Source organism: Paenibacillus sp. FSL k6-2145 (assembly GCF_037976585.1).
Classification (GTDB): Bacteria; Bacillota; Bacilli; order Paenibacillales; family Paenibacillaceae; genus Paenibacillus.
Genome location: NZ_CP150267.1, coordinates 1921056 through 1939146, shown reverse-complemented (window position 1 = coordinate 1939146; position 18091 = coordinate 1921056). Strand labels below are relative to the sequence as shown.

Sequence of the window (18091 nt, the reverse complement as noted above, 5' to 3'; positions counted from 1 at the left end):
CATCATGAAGGCTCAGTCTGGAGCCTGTTGAACAGGAAAAGCAGCCACTTGGGCTGCTTTTTTTGACATACATGATCTAAAGATCGCTAATCTATCTGTTCTGTTGCTACATAAAGTCAAAGAAATAACGGACCACGTGGAACATAACCGGCGAGGTATAGGTCAGGCTGTCGACCCGGCTCAGGTAGCTTTTTTTGAGCGAATCGAACTTGTTGTCATCTCCAATTAACAGATCGCGCTTCAGTACAGACACCGTCAGACTGCCGAAGAATCCGGCCAGACTGATCAACACCCCGATGAACAGCGAGAATTTCCAATCAAATGGCGTCAGGTAGGGATGGATGAAATAAGACGTTGCTGTCGTCACAATGAACGCACACGCGAACCCTTCCCAGGTGACAAAAGGATTGGCGGTAGGCACCACTTTTCGTTTGCCCAGATAAAGAGAGACCAGATAATGCACCACATCATTAAGCTGTGTTAACACGACCAAGAACAGCACCAGCTTGGAGCCGTACTCCGGTGTGGCGAAAGGGAAATAGGCCAGGTGGCTCAGTCCAAACACCATCAGCATTAGTCCCCATTGTGTGGAGCTGACACTGCGCAGGAACCCGACCGTACCTTTGTTAATTAGGCGTGGCAAGGGCAGCACCAGGAACACATATAGTGGAATAAACACGATAAACATGCCATACCATCCAATGTAGATCCAGTAGAACTGAACCGGAATCGCCAGATACGCCCACAGGAACAGCCTGCGGTCGGCTTTACGTGTACTGCGAATCATGGAGAAGTATTCTTTGAGTGAGAAGAATGCAAGCACCATGAGGGAGATCAGGGACACGATGGGGTTAAAAAGGGTAGCGAGGCAGAATATCACAAACATACCCCACCAGGTTTTGATTTTTTGGCCGATGCCTGAATAGTCTTTGCTTGGCTGAAGCTTCGCAATAATTTTGTACACGATATGTATCACAAGTAAAGCTGTGAAGATTAACGTTAGTGTAAAGAGTGAACTGCTCACGTACCGATCACCTGCTTATTCAAAGTAAGATTCCATTATAGGGTACCTATGTTATTATGAAGGAATAGTGCCAACTTGATAAGGGGAAATTTTGTTATGACAGATGAACGCTCCATCTATATCCTACTTACGAATACAGGAACGCTGTTTACCAAGGTTATTCAGAGTTATACCCGAGCGCCATATAATCACGCATCGATCTCATTTGACCGGGAGTTAACCGAGCTATACAGCTTCGGCCGCAAGCATCCGAGCAATCCGCTGAATGGCGGGTTTGTGAAGGAAGATATACAGACAGGTACATACAGCAAGTATCCCAATACCACATGTGTCATATACAAGCTTCAGGTGACCGATCGTGAAGTGGAAAAGATGAAACGTGTGCTGCACATCTTCATCCGCAGCCGTCAGAAATATATGTACAATCTGCTCGGCGTGATTGGCATTACGCTCAAGGAACCGGTGGAGTTCAGCAACTCCTACTTTTGCTCCCAATTTGTAGCCGAGATTCTACAGCGTTCGGGAATCAAATTGTGGAATAAGCTGCCGGCGCTGGTGACACCGGATGATTTTCGCCAGAGTGAACGATTGCAACTGGTTTATGAAGGAAAGCTACGCGAGTATACGCTGGGGAATGCAGAGCAAGAGTAGGGTAGTGCGTATGCTGATGCTTGCCAAGCAAATCCAATCATGAAATAGCCTGCTGCCACGGATGACGAGGCAACAGGCTGTTTGTGTACTTCATATAGATGATGCAGAGGATCGGTCAAAATCAACCTCTTCCAGGAATTCAATCACTTCACCATTGGGGCTGTGGACAAGCGCATTTCTAACCCGAAGTGCAGGTTCGCCAAGCGATATCCAATCCGGTTCAACGTAGGCCTTGGCTCCATGAGCGAGCGCTCGCTGATAGATATCTTCTACATCGTGCACGTAAAAGGCGAAATGTAACAGTGCGCCGTGCCGGACCGCTTCAGGAGAGGTGGCAGGTTCACCCTCGGCGGGAATGACAGCTTTTGGGTCAAATACCTCAATGCAGGTGCGCTGATCCGGAGAGATCAGCATACATGCCTCGGTAATGTGGAAGGAAGGCAAACTCCAGGAGTGACCGACCTTAAATCCCAATACTTTTGTATAAAACGCCAGAGTATCTTTATAATTTCGGGCCTGAATTGCCACATGTGCAAGTCCAATAACACTCAAATTACATCGCTCCTTCTTCAGATTGTAGTTTAAATTATAGGGCTGATATCGCATTGGAACCATACAATATCAAAGGATATAATGAGATGAAATCTAACTATTTTTAGCTAATTTATCAGGATAACCTTATTAAATAAGGTCATGACTCGGAGGTCTTACAAATGGAACACATGATAGATGAGATCGATCAGCAGATTATGCGTTTGCTGCAACATCATGCACGTATCCCCGTTGCACAGATAAGCAAAGAAATTAACATGTCCCAACCTTCGGTTAAGGAAAGAATCCTGAAACTGGAGGAAAGAGGTGTGATAACGGGATATTCAACCATCTATAATCTGGCCCGGTTAAACCGTGGAACCACGACGTTTATTTTGCTCAAAACAGAGCATTGCGACGAGTTGGTCCAGTTCTGTGAACAGGCCATCGAAGTCACGGACGTTTATCGGATTAGCGGTGAGTATAACTATCTGATCAAGGTACAGACGGCGTCCATTGAAGAACTTGCCGAGTTCCAGGATTCACTGGTGAAGATGGGACCCTCGAAATCCCATATCAGCATGAAAAATATTATGGAAAACCGTGTTCTCCTTTACTAAGGAACACAGGACGTCTTATTTGGCCTCTTGGCCCTCTTTTGAAAATGTAAGGAACATTAGACACGTTATTTCCCGCAATCCCTTGATAAAAACGCTGCAAACGGCTATTTATTCAGATATAACGTGTCTCAGGTTCCTTACATTTCTGAGGACGCTTCTAACCGCTCAATAAGACGTCTCAGATTCTTTAGCGCTCGGTTTCACCCTTTGCTCCAATAGTGAGTGAGAGGAAGGATTTGAATCCCGTTCGCTTGGGTTTCAGCTTTGAAAACGTACTCTAGGGTGATGATGAGGATAGTCTGTCCTTCGTGTTGTGCAAATGCACAATGAATTTCGTCCTTTCATCAATATTTATTCTCGCCTCCAGCAACTATAATGAAAGCGTGTTCAACAAGTGCATGGGGGGCAATTGACAATGGAACCATTAACAATTAGCTGGATTGGCGCGCTGGCAGGACTGGCTATTGCCATCATTTTAATTTTGAGGAAGCTGAATCCGGTCTATTCTTTATTTCTGGGTGCAATTGTAGGCGCTTTAATTGGCGGCGCTAACCTGGAAGAGACCGTAAATATACTGGTAGATGGCACACAAAGTGTCATGGGAACCGTACTCCGTGTACTGGCAGCCGGGGTGCTTGCGGGTGTGATGATGGAATCGGGAGCAGCAGAGACGATAGCGCAGGCGATTGTACGGAAATTTGGCGGCAGCAAAGCTATTCTTGCCTTGGCGCTGGCTACGATGATCATTACCGCAGTTGGTGTATTTATCCCCGTAGCCGTGCTGATTGTTGCACCGATTGCATTGTCTGTAGGTAATAAAATGGGTATATCCAAATTGGCATTGCTGCTGGCCTTATCCGGTGGAGGCAAGGCGGGAAACATTATCTCCCCGAATCCCAATACCATTGCAGCAGCGCGAGGATTCGATCTGGATCTGAGCAACGTTATGCTGGCAGGCGTAATTCCAGCCATCTGCGGTTTGATTGTAACTGTTCTTGTAGCTTCAATGCTCAAGAACAAAGGGGTTATGGTTTCTGATCAGGAAGCCGAACAGGGCAATGTAGATACATCGAAGTATCCACCACTTGGCAAAGCCATTGTTGCCCCTTTGGTTGCGATCATCCTATTGATGATTAATCCCATCGGTTCTATTGCGGGCATTGAAGCATTGTCTACTTTTAAAGTGGATGCGATGTACATTCTGCCGATTGCAGGCATCATCGGTATGCTGGCGATGGGGCAAGGCAGAAATATTGTGAAGTATACAACCGCGGGATTAAACAAAATGACCGCAACTGTGCTCATTCTGGTAGGTGCAGGCGGAATAGCAGGGCTCATCTCTGCTTCAGATCTGTCAGGTCAGGTGGTGGGTCTGATTGAAGCCTCTGGAATATCCGGTACCTTCCTCGCACCAATCGCGGGTATTTTGATGGCGGCAGCGACGGCCTCGACGTCAACAGGTGTTATTCTAGCAACGGGCTCCTTCGGTGATGCCATCCTGAACATGGGTACGGCACCGCTTGCAGCGGCAGTTATGGTGCACACGGGTGCGACTGTCATTGATTCCCTGCCACAGGGCAATTACTTCCACGTGTCGGCTGATAGCATGAAGATGACGATTCGTCAGCGGATGGGCGTGATTCCATATGAGGCAATTGTGGGTGGCACGATGGCTATCGTAGCGACGTTACTGTACGGATTTATCCTTTAATCTAACGGATGGAGTGAGAGAGATGAGAGAAACTGTAGGGACTAGAGAGAAGACATTTGTTCTGGCACCGGATTCGTTTAAAGAAAGCATGACAGCGAAAGAAGTATGTATCGCGATGGAAAAAGGATTGCGTAAAATATATCCGACCGCAGGATATATTCATGTACCCATGGCGGATGGTGGGGAAGGCACGGTGCAGTCCCTTGTGGATGCTTCCGGCGGTTCCCTTCACCAGCAAGAGGTAAGCGGACCATTGGGTCAGACAGTGACTGCCCAGTATGGCATTCTGGGTGACGGAACAACGGCGGCCATCGAGATGGCATCGGCCAGTGGCATACATCTGGTAAGCAAGGCAGCTCGAGATCCGCTACGGACGACAACCTACGGAACAGGAGAGTTGATTCGAGCGTGTCTGGACCTTGGCATACGCAAAATCATCATCGGAATTGGTGGCAGTGCAACTAACGATGGTGGTGCCGGCATGGCTGAAGCGCTTGGCGCGAAATTTCTGGATGAACAGGGTCAGCCGCTTGCGCGGGGTGGCGGGGCTTTGGATCAACTGGCTCAGATTGATGTATCCGGTCTGGATGTGCGTTTGCAGGAAGTGGAGTTCATTGTCGCCTGTGATGTGACCAATCCGCTCTGTGGGGAGCATGGCGCATCAAGGGTGTTTGGGCCACAAAAAGGGGCTACCCCAGAGATGGTTGAGCAACTGGATGCGAACCTGTCCCATTATGCAGATGTGGTGAAACAGCAGTTGCACAAAGATATCCGTGATATGCCAGGTGCCGGAGCGGCTGGCGGGCTGGGTGCGGGACTCTTGATTTTTACACAGGCAGTGTTACGTAAAGGGATTGAAATTGTCATTGAATATACTGAGTTGCGTGAAAAATTGATTGCTGCGGATGTGGTATTTACGGGGGAGGGCGGTATTGACTTCCAAACGAAATTTGGCAAGACCCCCTATGGTGTTGCTCAGGCAGCCAAGGAAGCGGGTAAACCTGTAATTGCCCTTGCAGGTTGTGTGGGCGAAGGGATCGAGACCCTTTACGCGGAAGGCATTGACGCCATATTTGGTATTGTGCCTGGGGCAGCAGATCTGGAGCGATTATTGCGAGAAGGCCCTGAGAATGTGGAGCGTACAACTGAGAATATTGCCAGGGTGCTGAAACTGGGTCTACTATCTTAGATCAGTGACGATCGGGATCGTACGAGGTCATATAGGTTTCATACTGGTATGCGATTGAAAAAGACGGGATGCGGATATGCCTGAAATCAGGTGATCTGTGTCTCGTCTTTTGCTATTCTCGAAGCTGTTCTGACGCTATTGGTAGAACGCGAGTAGTCCATGTGTAAGTTCAATGAGTTCCAGCAAATTACGGGGGTCTTTGCCCGTAAGAGTCTGTATGCGTTTGAGCCGATATTGAAGGGTATTGCGGTGAATATTGAGATGGTCTGCTGTCGTGGTCATACTGCCGTTATGTTGGATAAAACTGCGGAGCGTATCCAGCAGGTCAGCTGTATCCTCAAGTTTGCTGACGATATTGGCATGAGCTGTTAGATCAGCTGCACTGAATCGTACCAGAAAGGGTACATCCTCATACCGAATGATCGGTGAGTCTGGCTGAAGCGCCAGCAGAATGTTCATCACAGACCGGGCCTGTTCATAACCGGTGGCGATATTCGCTTCTTTTTGGCTGACGGCGATGAATGCTGTGGGTGTGATCTGTCTCAAACGCTGGATTATCCGATCAACGTCTACTTCATTCTGGATCAGAATAATCTGATCATCACCATCACCTTCAATAGAGAATGAAGGGACTTGGAGCAATATGCGGTTAACCTCCGTCTCAGCGGCCAAGGAGTTTTTGGGGAGACGGACATATAGAAGAATGGTTGGCAATTGCAGATCAATACGGTATTGCAGGGCTTCCTTTTTGACCTTTTGTGAGTATGAACCCGGCTGATTGAGCAGTCGTTCGATAAAGGCTTTTTTACGTGAAGCTTCATGAGCCATACTTTCCATTTGATTACGCTGTTCGATCAAGAGAGATACGGTAGTACGCACGATGTTGCAGAAAGGCCGAACTTCATCCGGATGACCGGATATGCCAATGACTCCGACATGCTGCTGATTGATTAGAATCGGTTCGTTGGTGCCCATCTTCTCAAGTATGCTATCCTGCCAAACCTCGATCATGCTTCCTGTCGTTAATGCGCGGACAGCGCCCTGATGAACTGTGCCCACACGTTCCTTCTGACCACTTCCAATAATAATGCCATGCTCATTCATGATGTTGATGTTGTATGGGATGTCTTGCATCATTTTATCTACGATATCCTGTGCCTGTTTTTCCGAAAGCTGCAACAACGGATTTCCACTCCTTCCATCTCATCGTGCAAAATGTACATCTTCTCTGATGATCATTCCGCCCGATATCCATATTGTGCATCTGAACGAAATTATAGAGGAATGGTAGGGCTTACACAAGCGGGACTATTCAAATTGAAGGTGTTCATGGAATTGTTGGGCATTGCATATATAGTTGTGCGTTCAAGTCGCTTCGTTCACGTTACCCTTATCCGTTATGATGCCTTGTGTACTGTTCAGGTAGTTCAGATGTGCTTTGCCCCAACCACACATGCCGTCCAATAACGTCCCAATGGTCTGACCGTGTTCGGACAGGCTGTATTCCACCTTGGGTGGGACATCCCCATAGAGTGTACGCACAATAATTCGATCCTGCTCCAGCTCGCGTAGTTGTTTCGTTAACGTGCCTTGGGCTACATCAGGAATCATGCGTCGCAGTTCACCGAATCGCTTCGTACCTTCCTTTAATAAAATAAACAAGATAAGGGGTTTCCACTTCCCATTAATGGTCTCCAGTGTTGTCAGTACTCCTTGTAACCTTGGTCTTCTAAATCCACAGTAATCACCTCGATTTATACGTCTATGTGTATCTCTATCATATCGGATTTTCGCAATCTCTGCTTGACCACCTCTGTGAAAAGAGAGGAGAAACCGTTGTGATTCTGTCTCCATAGTACGAATATTCGTACTAGGTACGATGTAAATGCGTACTATTCAACCTTCTTCATTTCATGAATAATGAACACAACGTGAGCGAACATGCACATACATAACCGGAGATGAGAGGATGATCATAGATGAGTCACTATACATTGGAGAATAAACGGGTCGTTGTTATCGGAGGAAGCTCAGGTATCGGACTGGCTACGGCAATTCAGGCAGCAGAGGCAGGTGCGGATGTGATTATTGCAGGCAGATCGGCGTCCAGACTGGAGGAAGCGAGGGAACAGATCACAAAGGTTGGAGGCAAAGGCGCTTCTGGAGAAACGCTGGTGGACGTTCATGTATTGGATAATCAGGATGAGCAGCAGCTTGAAGCATTTTTCGCCCGAATCGGCATGTTTGATCATCTCTTCACGCCAGGAGCAGCCTACACTAGAGGCCCACTGACTTCGGATCGAGAGACGGCAGAGAGCTGTTTCAAAGGCAAATTCTGGCCTCAATACTTTGCGGCTAAATACGCTGCACTGCATCTTTCGGCTTGCGGTTCCATCACGTTAATGTCTGGTGGATTCAGCCAGCGACCACTGGATGGGGGTGCTTCCTATGCTGCATGTAACGGTGCAATTGAGAGTCTGGGTAAGGCACTTGCAGTGGAGTTGGCACCGGTTCGTGTGAATGTTGTATCCCCTGGAACCATCTGGCGGGAGGGTCAAGAAGGGACGCCGCGTGGTGATCATTTTAAAGATTACGAGAAGCTGTCTCTGCTCAAGCGGGTTGGCTACAATGAAGAAATTGCACATACAGTTACGTATCTGATGACCAATACGTTTACGACCGGCAGCACATTGTATGTGGATGGCGGGTACACCTTGATTTAAGAGTCGGAGTTATATAGGTCCAAAAGAATACTTTTTTAAAAATAAAATGATGAAATATGACGAAAAAAGTTGAGATCTATCCTGTTTTTGTACTACAGGGTGGATCTTTTTCCTTTTACTTACTCTTTTTGTTTAGATTCTGTTTATTGCATTGCAATACAATAGGCCTTACGTATCAGAGGGATTGAATTTATATGTAAAAAACATGAGACAGGGAGGATCAAGTACATGAATTACAGAAAAATAATTAGTTTGATGCTCATCTTGGTGCTGGTAGCTCCATGGTTGGCAACAGCAGGGAAGGTTAGTGCAGGTGGCTCAAGCCCTGTGCCAGGCAAAAATGGATTAATTACTGTCAAGCTTACTGATGATAATAACATAGAGGTGCGTTGGGGCGCTGGTTTCTCTGACACCACTGAAACTCGTAACCTAAAATATCAGGTCTTTGTTTCTAATACTTCTAATCTGAACAACATGACAGAGATCAGGGACAATCTAGAGTATGGAGATGAGGATTGGGTGTTGGGTTCAACATCTAATGACGATACGTTCTCCAAAATATTTCAAGGTTTAGATACCAGCGAAACGCTCTATTATAATGTGATGGTTGTAGATCAAGATGATATGGAAGCCTCCTATCAGATGAAATCATTCAATCCGAATACACAGCTGAGTCCGTTGGAGCAATTCAACGATGTTAAAGAGAGAAAAGTTTTGGATAATTACACCGATTTTATACCAGAAGTAATGGAGCTGTTTAGTAACAAAGACTTCTTAGCTGATCCCGATTTTGAATCGTTGTCTGAGGATGAGCAATATGAGATTGCAGAGTACATGTTAAAGGAGTCAAGCCCACCAGCATCTAGTAGATATGAGAGTAAGGAACAAGTCCAATATGTAGTGCAATTAGCCTTGCAAGCTCGGAATCTTCCTCGAGAAATTGGTGGACTTGACTCCAGAGAAGTCCTTGATGCATTTTTTAATAAACAAGCAGAGCGACTACAGCTACAATTTCATAACCAGGAAGAAGATAATGAGTACTATGAACGTATCCACTATTATCTTGATTCCTCTGAAATTGAAAGACGTATGGCAGCTTTCAGATATGAGGGTAAACTCACCAGAAATCTTGATATTTCACAAATACTCGATTATACAAAATCTGCATTGGAAGACACCCCTTTTATTAACAAGGTAACAACAGTAGAAGAGATGGTGAACAAGTTAATAAATATGTTAGAAATTCAAGAAGATATTGAATCGTATAATTCCAAAGAAGAAAACCAAGAAAAACCACTTGGAAAATTCCCTTTGGATGTTAGCAAATTGAATGATCTTACTTCCGAAGAACAAGAAGAATTAGCAGAACATATGCTTAGTGAAAGACCGGTTAATGGGTATGCAAGTTTTGAAGAAATCCAGACTGCATATAATAAATTTTTCCCTGATGATAACGAAAGCGATCCATTGACTGTCTTAAATACTGCAAAAACTAATGTTAATATAGCGGCTATGCGTTTAGCTATGGAAGATCCTGATCTGGGTATTACTTTACCCAATGGATACGGTGCCTTGTCTTTGCAGGTTAGAGATTTCCTTGCAGGATTCCTGATTGAATATGTTAATAAAGATTACAAAAATAAAGAACAGGTCCAATATATGATTGAACTTGGTGTATTGGCACAATCTGTTTGGGAGCAGAGGGAACTCAGTGTTCTTAGGAATAAGCTGGATCTGCTCGCTCAGCAATTAGTAAATGGACCTAATCACTTTAATGACCAACAGACATATGTGTTACGCAGCCTTGGACAACAACATTTGGAACGTAGCAAAGTAGATAAAGGTGTACTGGCATTCAATTACTTGCATCTAGTTGCAATTGAAAGGTTGGAAGGAGTGTCTAAAGGGGATATTGTTGATCCTGATATTGTCCTGAATCTCCTCTCTATGCCTATCGATTCATTTGAGCAAGCTACCTCTATACCGCGAATGAATCAATGGCTTGATTCAGCTATGAATGATTACATTACAGGTGAAGCATTCTTCAACAAATACAAGTTTGATCGTACAGGCGCCCTTGATCTATCCAGAAGAGCAGAGCTGAGTCCTGAAGACCAAAAGGAGTTGGCGGAATGGTTGCTCACTGAGCAAGACAGCTATGAGGATGTTAGTAATCTACAATATGTATTTAACCGATTCTTTACGGCTCCTGATGTGAAGGGGAATGACATCAATAACACCCTGACAGGTCTGGACGACACGATGGAGATCTCCTTTGATAATAAGTTGCACTGGATTGATGTTGCCTTCATTCAAAAAATGGACCTTAGCGGCAACAAAACGGTATGGGTTCGTTACAAAGCAATCAGCGATGAACTGCCAGGCCGCGCTGTGAAGTTTGTCTTTACACAGAATGGTGATAGCAGCACAGATAATGGCAATACGCCAACACCTAACCCGGGTGGAAACACAGGCGGTGGATCGTCCACGACTACACCAGTAACGTCTACACCTGCACCAACAACGAAACAAGAGCAGATCGTGGTTGACGTTAATGGAGCTAACGGCACCAACCTGACCAAAACACCGATTACCCGTACAACTGAAACCAGCGGCATGATTAAAGATCTGGTGAAGATGACCGAAGCGATTGCCAAGGAATCGGTGGAAAAAGCGAAGCAATTAAACATGAATACCGCACGCATTGTCATCCCAGATACCAAAGATTCCGTGTCCGAGACACGTATTGAACTGCCTAGGGCAGCGGTAAAAGAATTGAATGATGGTTCGCTGAAACTTGAAATCTCCACTGAAAATGTAGTGATTTCCGTTCCGACGAATTCCATAGCCGGATTCGATCAAGACTTGTACTTCCGCGTTGTACCTTTGAAAAAGGAATCCGAGCGTAAGGAAGTCGAAGAGCGTGCGAAGAAAGAGCAATTGATTCAACAGATTGCTCCAAACACGAATGTGCGTGTACTGGCTCGCCCAGTAGAGATCGAAACGAATATGCAGAGCCGCGAAGTTACACTCACGTTGCCACTGCGTGATAGTCTGCCAACCGATCCGGCTGCTCGTCAGCAAGCATTGGACAACCTGGCGATCTATATCGAACACAGTGACGGCACAAAAGAATTGATTCAAGGCAAATTGGTGAAACTCGCAGATAACAGCGAAGGCATCGAATTTACCGTAACCAAATTCAGTACGTTCACTCTCGTTGTTGTGGATGGACTGAAAGCTTCACAAAGTGCACATCCGCCGTACATCCAAGGTTTCGGTACAGATTTCCGTCCGGATGCCTTCGTAACACGTGCACAGATGGCAGCTATGCTGGCTCGCAATCTTCCAACTGAAGTAGCAGGTTCAGCGAATAGCGTGAGCTACAAGGATGTATCTGCGACACACTGGGCAACAAGTGACATTCAAAAAGCTCAATCCGCTGGCGTCATGAACGGCATGAGCAACACTCAATTTGCACCGGAAGGTTCGATCACCCGTGCACAGATGGCAACGATTGCGTACCGCTGGATGCAGCAACAAGCGAGCACAGCAACAAGTACAGGTACAGTGGTTTCCTTCACAGATGTATCCGCAGACCTGTGGGCAGCAGATGCCATTGCATACGTGCAAACTGCCGGCCTGATGGTCGGATACAACGATGGTACATTCAAACCGGACAGTAAGCTGACGCGTGCTGAAGCGGTGAAAGTGTTGAACGTATTGTTCAACCGGACACCACTCACTGGCGCAGCTACGCCAACGTTCAGTGATGTACCAGCAACACACTGGGCATATGCAGATATCGAAGCTGCAGCGCAAAAGTAATATCTATGCAAGGTTAAGAGGCTTACAGCAAGTAGTTTAGTTATGAGCAAGCTAACAAAGTAGAAGAAAAGAAGGCCACCCTAAATAGGTGGTCTTCTTTGTTCTACTGAAATTCAGAGAAGTGTATTCTAAGATGTGATTGGACTCGCGTTATGTATTTTTATAGGTCTTAGATAATATATCTCAAAATGAAAATGTTGAATAATGACGAAAAAAATGATATTTCTCACGAATTATATCTATATAGATGGTTATAAACCCTTTTATATGCTCTATTGTTCAGAATCCGTTCAGAGTTGTGTACTACAATAGGCCTATCTTAGAGAAGCGAGATTAGGGAGGAAAGAGAAGATGCAATACAGAAAAATAATGAGCATGTTGCTCATTTTGGTGTTGGTAGCTCCATGGCTGGCACCAGCAGGAAAGGTAAGTGCAGGAGGATATACCGATCCAGGGAACAATGGCCTAATTACAGTGAAAGGTGTAGATGACAACTCGGTTGAAATTAGTTGGACATACGCCTATTCCGATTCTACTTCCCCGCCTGATTTGTATTATCGGGTTTTCTTATCTGACAAACCGAATCTAATAGACGCTGCTACAATTAACGGTCAGACAACCGATTATTCCTATGACCGTTGGATTCAGGGTTCGGAATCTACAGATGGTACTTTTCACCAACAAATTACGGGTTTAAGCGATGGTGAGACCTATTATTTCAATGTAATTGTTCAGGATAGATACAGTATGGAAACTGCTTATCAGATGACATCCATCAAATTTACTACACCGTTGGGTGAGTTTAATAACTCCATTGGTCAAAATTTTGACGCAGCTAAAATAACTGAACTGTTCAAAAATGAAAATTTCATCACTACTACGCCGGAGTTTGAATCTCTACCTCTGGAAGAGCAGAATGCACTGGTAACTTTAGCGGGACAAATGAATGAACCTGCTAATGGGTATCAGAGTAACAGTGAGGTTCAATTTTTGGTAGATTATATTCAAGAAGGTATTTCAGTAATGAAAGTAAATGAGTTGTCCGATGTCCAAGAGAGATTGACTGCTTATTACGAAAAAACTCTTACTTTTGCAGCGTCGGTTAGTCCTGAATATCTGAATATGATTAAACCGATGTTAGATCGATATTTTATGGCTTCTGATTTGGAACGGAACGTGCTGGCATTCAAAATTAAGCTACAACGAATTGCTAATAATTCATCCCTTGAAGAATCAGTTATGAATCTTTCTCTGGCATCGAGCCAAATTATCAATTTCACGAATGCCTCAACACAGAGTGAAATGATTAATGCGCTAATGGAATTATATCAGCTTCAAGAACAAGCAGAGGCTTTTAAAGGCACAGATAAAGAGACCCTCGTTGGTACATTCCCGCTTGATTTTAGTAAAATGAAAAGCATTTCCTCCGACATGACTGAAATGGAAAAGCTTACTGACTGGATGCTGTTGAAAAAGCCGGGTAATGGCTATTTAACATATAAAGCCGCGCAGGAAACATTTGATGAGTTCTTTGGCACTCCTGAGAAGCAATCGCTGAAGCAGCTGAACGCAGCGATAGTTCTCAAGGATAAAGTTACAGTGTTATCCATATTAAAAAATACAGATCTGCTCAATCACCCTGGAGCGTTTAGTGAGCTAACAGATCAAGAACAAAAGACAGTTGCTGCTACGTTAGTCCAAATGACTCCGAGATCGGGATCTTACAATGAAGATCAGGTTCAATTTATTGTAGATATAAGTATCAATATCCTTTTGGGGTATCGGTTAGATTACCGTGATATGGCTTCTGCATTAAATAACATTTACGATCAGGTCATTGTAAAAGGTGCTAATCTGTTTTCTGAAGAAGAGTTTGAACAGTTCAAGAGAGCAGCAGATTTTTATCTGAAATCTAACCAGGCGGATCAGCAGTTAATTGCTTATATTGCGAAGTTCACTTCTGTTGCAATGGACACTGAATCGGCTGTAGGTCTAATGTTTACGCTATCTGAAGAATTCCCTTCAATTAACCAAGCAGAGACAGCGAGTGAGATATTAAATAACTTGAATTTGTACCAAATGCTTCAAATGCAGTACCAAATACTTTTAGCCAACAATCCAGGATTAAGTCTTCAGGAACCCCCTCTGAAGTTTGACCAGATAGTAACATTATCAACGAATGCGGAGCAACAACAACTTGCAGAGTGGATGCTTAGTGAACGACCTGTTGGAGGATATGAAAAAATTAAAGATATTCAAAGAGCATTTGACTTGTTCTTTGCTCCCCCAGCGCCCAATGTTTCTGCTGATGACACAGCCAATGTTGTTATCGGCGCAGATGAAACGATGGAATACTCCAAAGATCATGGGGTGACTTGGAATAAATTTACCAGTACAGATCGATTCGAGGGGAACCAAATAATTGTGGTTCGTGTAAGAGCCAAAGGCAACACACCGCCATGGAAATGGACAACACTTACGTTTACATCCAATACTCCAACGCCTAACCCGGGTGGAAGCACAGGTGGTGGTGCTGGTGGTGGATCGTCCACGACCACACCAGTAACGTCTACACCTGGACCAACAACGAAACAAGAGCAGATCGTGGTTGACGTTAATGGAGCTAATGGCACCAACTTGACCAAGACACCAATCACACGTACAACCGAAACCAACGGCATGATTAAAGATCTGGTGAAGATGACCGAAGCGATTGCCAAGGAATCGGTGGAAAAAGCGAAGCAATTAAACATGAACACCGCACGCATTGTCATCCCAGACACCAAAGATGCCGTGTCCGAGACACGTATTGAACTGCCTAAGGCAGCGGTAAAAGAATTGAATGATGGTTCGCTGAAACTTGAAATCTCCACTGAAAATGTAGTGATTTCCGTTCCGACGAATTCCATCGCTGGATTCGATCAAGACTTGTACTTCCGCGTTGTACCTTTGAAAAAGGAATCCGAGCGTAAGGAAGTCGAAGAGCGTGCGAAGAAAGAGCAATTGATTCAACAGGTTGCTCCGGATGCGAATGTGCGTGTACTGGCTCGCCCAGTAGAGATCGAAACGAATATGCAGAGCCGCGAAGTGACGTTGACTTTGCCACTGCGTGATAGTCTGCCAACCGATCCGGCTGCTCGTCAGCAAGCATTGGACAACCTGGCGATCTATATCGAACACAGTGACGGCACAAAAGAATTGATTCAAGGCAAATTGGTGAAACTCGCAGATAACAGCGAAGGCATCGAATTTACCGTAACCAAATTCAGTACGTTCACTCTCGTTGTTGTGGATGGACTGAAAGCTTCACAAAGTGCACATCCGCCGTACATCCAAGGTTTCGGTACAGATTTCCGTCCGGATGCCTTCGTAACACGTGCACAGATGGCAGCTATGCTGGCTCGCAATCTTCCAACTGAAGTAGCAGGTTCAGCGAATAGCGTGAGTTACAAGGATGTATCTGCGACACACTGGGCAACAAGTGAGATTCAAAAAGCACAATCCGCTGGCGTCATGAACGGCATGAGCAACACTCAATTTGCACCGGAAGGTTCGATTACTCGTGCCCAGATGGCGGCAATTGCGTATCGCTGGATGCAGCAACAGGCGAGTGCAACAACCGTGAATGGTCCAGCAGTTTCCTTCACAGACGTATCCGCAGACCTGTGGGCAGCAGAAGCCATTGCTTATGTGCAATCCGCTGGCCTGATGGTTGGTTACAACGATGGTACATTCAAACCGAATGCCGAGTTGACACGTGCTGAAGCCGTGAAAGTGTTGAATGTATTGTTCAACCGCGCACCAATCACTGGTGCAGTTACGCCAACGTTCAGTGATGTACCAGCAACACACTGGGCATATGCAGATATCGAAGCTGCAGCGCAAAAGTAATATTTATAAAAGAAAAAAAGGGGTCATTAACGCAGTAGCATATGGAAAAGAGAACCCCTAATGACGGATAGGATATGACAATACAATAGATAGAATAAAAAAAGAGCTGTTCCAAAAAGCCATACATTGGCTAGGAACAGCTCCTTTTTGCGCTTTAGTGTGACTCAACAATGGTACGTCAGATCGTCTAGGTTCGTTAGCGCCCCTGGGTCACCTACTAGTTATTCTGTTTACGCAGTTGTACTACTCTTTGTTGGGTGCGTGTGCAGCATTCTCGTAAAATTTCCCGTCTCGCAATTGATCCACGAATCCTTGGAGCCAGACGTAATATTGCTCTGCGTGTTGGAGTTTGTGCAGATCGCGCAGTGCATCATCTCGATCTTCAGAAGAGGTATGCTCCGAAAGAATCATTGCGGACAGGTCAGGAATGACCTCACGAATGCCTTCTAACATGACATCTACTTCCCGCTGGAGCTTGGCTCCGAAGAAATTCTGGAACGTACGATAGAAGTCGGTCTCAGCCAGATATTGATCCTGGCGCTCCTTCTTTTCCTCCAGTTTATAGATCATCTGTGATTCTGTAAGCGAACGAACCGCATAGCTCATGTTGCTCTTGCTCATATTCATCGAGTTTTTCATCTCTTCAAGTGTCATCGGACGATCCTCAAAATACATGATGCCGTACAATTTGCCAAACGTATGATTAACCCCATATAGATCCATCGTATTGGCGATGGCCTCAATAACTCTCTCCCTCAGCGCATGCCGATCAGGTAACGAAGAATGATTCGGGTTCCCGGCGGTTTCTTTTCCCACAATGTCACCTCTGGTTTATGATAGCGTTCCCACTAGCTGCCTCATATTTTACATGACTTGCTCCAATTTTAACATAAGCCGGAATTAGAATTTTCAATACGAGTGTACAATCAATTTTGTACAGAAGAAATATAAAGTCGATTATACTCAAAAATTCCCAATCATTAAAGAAAAATTGGACAGTAAGGAGTGGGGGATTTGCGTTTAAAACTATGGAGGGAGTCTGAGGCGGTACTATTCACGCTGCCAGCTCTTATCCCATTGCTGATCTTCTGGCTGGGACCTCTGGGATATATCGTTTATCTCAGTTTCACCGACTGGGACTTTATGAGCCCGGACAAGCTGTTTGTTGGTTTGGACAATTACAGTTATCTGCTGACAAACTCTGAATTCTATCGATCACTGAAAGTCACCTTGTTATTCGGATTGGGCAGTGTAATCCCAACCATTGTGGGCGGATTGGCGCTTGCGATGCTCATGAATAGCAAAATCAAATCATCCGGCATCTTCCGGACATTACTATTCTCACCTTGGGTCACCCCGACAGTTGCGGTATCCATTGCGTGGTCCTGGATCTTTGAGCCAGAAGTCGGACTCGCTAATCTGATGCTGGGCTGGGTTGGCGTATCTCCGATCGGCTGGTTGCGTGACGCGGACTGGGCGTTGGTTGCTGTTCTGATTGTCACGCTCTGGAAGTCGATAGGATGGGCAATGGTATTTTATCTCGTTGCGCTACGAAATCTACCTTCCGATCTGCTTGAAGCAGCTTCAATCGATGGAGCCAACGGTTGGGACAAGTTCAGAAGTATCACATTGCCGCTGATCTCACCAACAACATTCTTTCTATCGATTATTCTTACAATCCAGTCCTTGCAAGCCTATGACCAGATCAATGTCATGACGCAGGGTGGACCGGCGGGATCAACGAGAACGTTGCTGTACATGTATTACCAGTCTGCATTCGAATCCTTTAATGTAGGTGAGGCTTCGTCCATCGCCGTTGTGATTATTCTGATCTGCGTGTTGCTGTCGGGAGTATCCTTCCTGCTTGGCAGACGCCTGGTGCACTACTAATGACAATGACATTGCCCAACAAAAACTCTAAAC

13 protein-coding genes are annotated in these 18091 nt (G+C 45.3%); 8 read left to right on the top strand and 5 right to left on the bottom strand.

All coding sequences use genetic code 11. The features are described 5' to 3' along the window. Positions 1–106 precede the first annotated feature (106 nt). Positions 107–1024 (bottom strand): phosphatidate cytidylyltransferase, encoded by a 918-nt coding sequence (locus NZ043_RS08510; protein WP_076213755.1) that lies wholly within the window; start codon positions 1022–1024, stop codon positions 107–109. A 96-nt stretch (positions 1025–1120) separates the two neighbouring features. On the opposite strand from NZ043_RS08510, the gene NZ043_RS08505 reads away from it, so the two are divergent. Then, positions 1121–1675 (top strand): hypothetical protein, encoded by a 555-nt coding sequence (locus NZ043_RS08505; protein WP_133386325.1) that lies wholly within the window; start codon positions 1121–1123, stop codon positions 1673–1675. A gap of 90 nt (positions 1676–1765) precedes the next feature. Here the strand turns inward: NZ043_RS08505 and NZ043_RS08500 are convergent, their stop codons facing one another. Further along, positions 1766–2227 carry a VOC family protein gene (locus NZ043_RS08500; protein ID WP_339311442.1) on the bottom strand — a complete coding sequence of 154 codons (462 nt, stop codon included), beginning with the start codon at positions 2225–2227 and terminating at the stop codon, positions 1766–1768. Positions 2228–2388: 161 nt separating this feature from the next. Between NZ043_RS08500 and NZ043_RS08495 the strand changes: the two genes are divergently transcribed. The 3 genes from NZ043_RS08495 (at position 2389) to NZ043_RS08485 (ending at position 5726) form a co-directional block, all read left to right on the top strand. After that, entirely contained in the window at positions 2389–2826 is a 438-nt protein-coding gene (locus NZ043_RS08495; protein WP_339311440.1) for an Lrp/AsnC family transcriptional regulator, read from the top strand. Positions 2827–3241: 415 nt separating this feature from the next. Then, positions 3242–4537: an SLC13 family permease gene (locus NZ043_RS08490; RefSeq protein ID WP_133386323.1), complete on the top strand. Its 1296-nt coding sequence runs from the start codon at positions 3242–3244 to the stop codon at positions 4535–4537. Positions 4538–4559: 22 nt separating this feature from the next. After that, the gene (locus NZ043_RS08485; protein ID WP_339311438.1) at positions 4560–5726 is read left to right on the top strand and encodes a glycerate kinase; all 1167 of its coding nucleotides are present in this window, start codon (positions 4560–4562) and stop codon (positions 5724–5726) included. A gap of 135 nt (positions 5727–5861) precedes the next feature. On the opposite strand, the gene NZ043_RS08480 is transcribed toward NZ043_RS08485, so the two are convergent. Together NZ043_RS08480 and NZ043_RS08475 are read right to left on the bottom strand one after the other, a co-directional pair. Next, a complete protein-coding gene (locus NZ043_RS08480) occupies positions 5862–6908 on the bottom strand; it encodes a sugar diacid recognition domain-containing protein (RefSeq protein WP_339311437.1) in 1047 nt (348 codons plus the stop codon). Positions 6909–7091: 183 nt separating this feature from the next. Then, on the bottom strand, positions 7092–7484 hold the full coding sequence (locus NZ043_RS08475; RefSeq protein WP_339312700.1) for a winged helix-turn-helix transcriptional regulator: 393 nt from the start codon (positions 7482–7484) through the stop codon (positions 7092–7094). A gap of 221 nt (positions 7485–7705) precedes the next feature. Between NZ043_RS08475 and NZ043_RS08470 the strand changes: the two genes are divergently transcribed. The 3 genes from NZ043_RS08470 (at position 7706) to NZ043_RS08460 (ending at position 16168) form a co-directional block, all read left to right on the top strand. Continuing rightward, complete coding sequence (locus NZ043_RS08470; RefSeq protein WP_339311435.1) at positions 7706–8449, top strand: SDR family oxidoreductase; 744 nt, start codon at positions 7706–7708, stop codon at positions 8447–8449. Between the two features lie 228 nt (positions 8450–8677). Beyond that, on the top strand, positions 8678–12277 hold the full coding sequence (locus tag NZ043_RS08465) for an S-layer homology domain-containing protein (RefSeq protein ID WP_339311433.1): 3600 nt from the start codon (positions 8678–8680) through the stop codon (positions 12275–12277). Between the two features lie 351 nt (positions 12278–12628). Then, entirely contained in the window at positions 12629–16168 is a 3540-nt protein-coding gene (locus NZ043_RS08460; RefSeq protein ID WP_339311431.1) for an S-layer homology domain-containing protein, read from the top strand. 243 nt (positions 16169–16411) lie between these two features. On the opposite strand, the gene NZ043_RS08455 is transcribed toward NZ043_RS08460, so the two are convergent. Then, positions 16412–16984 (bottom strand): transcriptional regulator, encoded by a 573-nt coding sequence (locus tag NZ043_RS08455; protein WP_133386318.1) that lies wholly within the window; start codon positions 16982–16984, stop codon positions 16412–16414. Positions 16985–17182: 198 nt separating this feature from the next. Between NZ043_RS08455 and NZ043_RS08450 the strand changes: the two genes are divergently transcribed. Further along, the gene (locus tag NZ043_RS08450) at positions 17183–18058 is read left to right on the top strand and encodes a sugar ABC transporter permease (protein WP_036671737.1); all 876 of its coding nucleotides are present in this window, start codon (positions 17183–17185) and stop codon (positions 18056–18058) included. Positions 18059–18091 lie beyond the last annotated feature (33 nt).

Coding starts and splice junctions, on each gene's coding strand:
- NZ043_RS08505 (WP_133386325.1), top strand. CDS start 1,121: ATGACAGATGAACGCTCCATCTATATCCTACTTACGAATACAGGAACG.
- NZ043_RS08495 (WP_339311440.1), top strand. CDS start 2,389: ATGGAACACATGATAGATGAGATCGATCAGCAGATTATGCGTTTGCTG.
- NZ043_RS08490 (WP_133386323.1), top strand. CDS start 3,242: ATGGAACCATTAACAATTAGCTGGATTGGCGCGCTGGCAGGACTGGCT.
- NZ043_RS08485 (WP_339311438.1), top strand. CDS start 4,560: ATGAGAGAAACTGTAGGGACTAGAGAGAAGACATTTGTTCTGGCACCG.
- NZ043_RS08470 (WP_339311435.1), top strand. CDS start 7,706: ATGAGTCACTATACATTGGAGAATAAACGGGTCGTTGTTATCGGAGGA.
- NZ043_RS08465 (WP_339311433.1), top strand. CDS start 8,678: ATGAATTACAGAAAAATAATTAGTTTGATGCTCATCTTGGTGCTGGTA.
- NZ043_RS08460 (WP_339311431.1), top strand. CDS start 12,629: ATGCAATACAGAAAAATAATGAGCATGTTGCTCATTTTGGTGTTGGTA.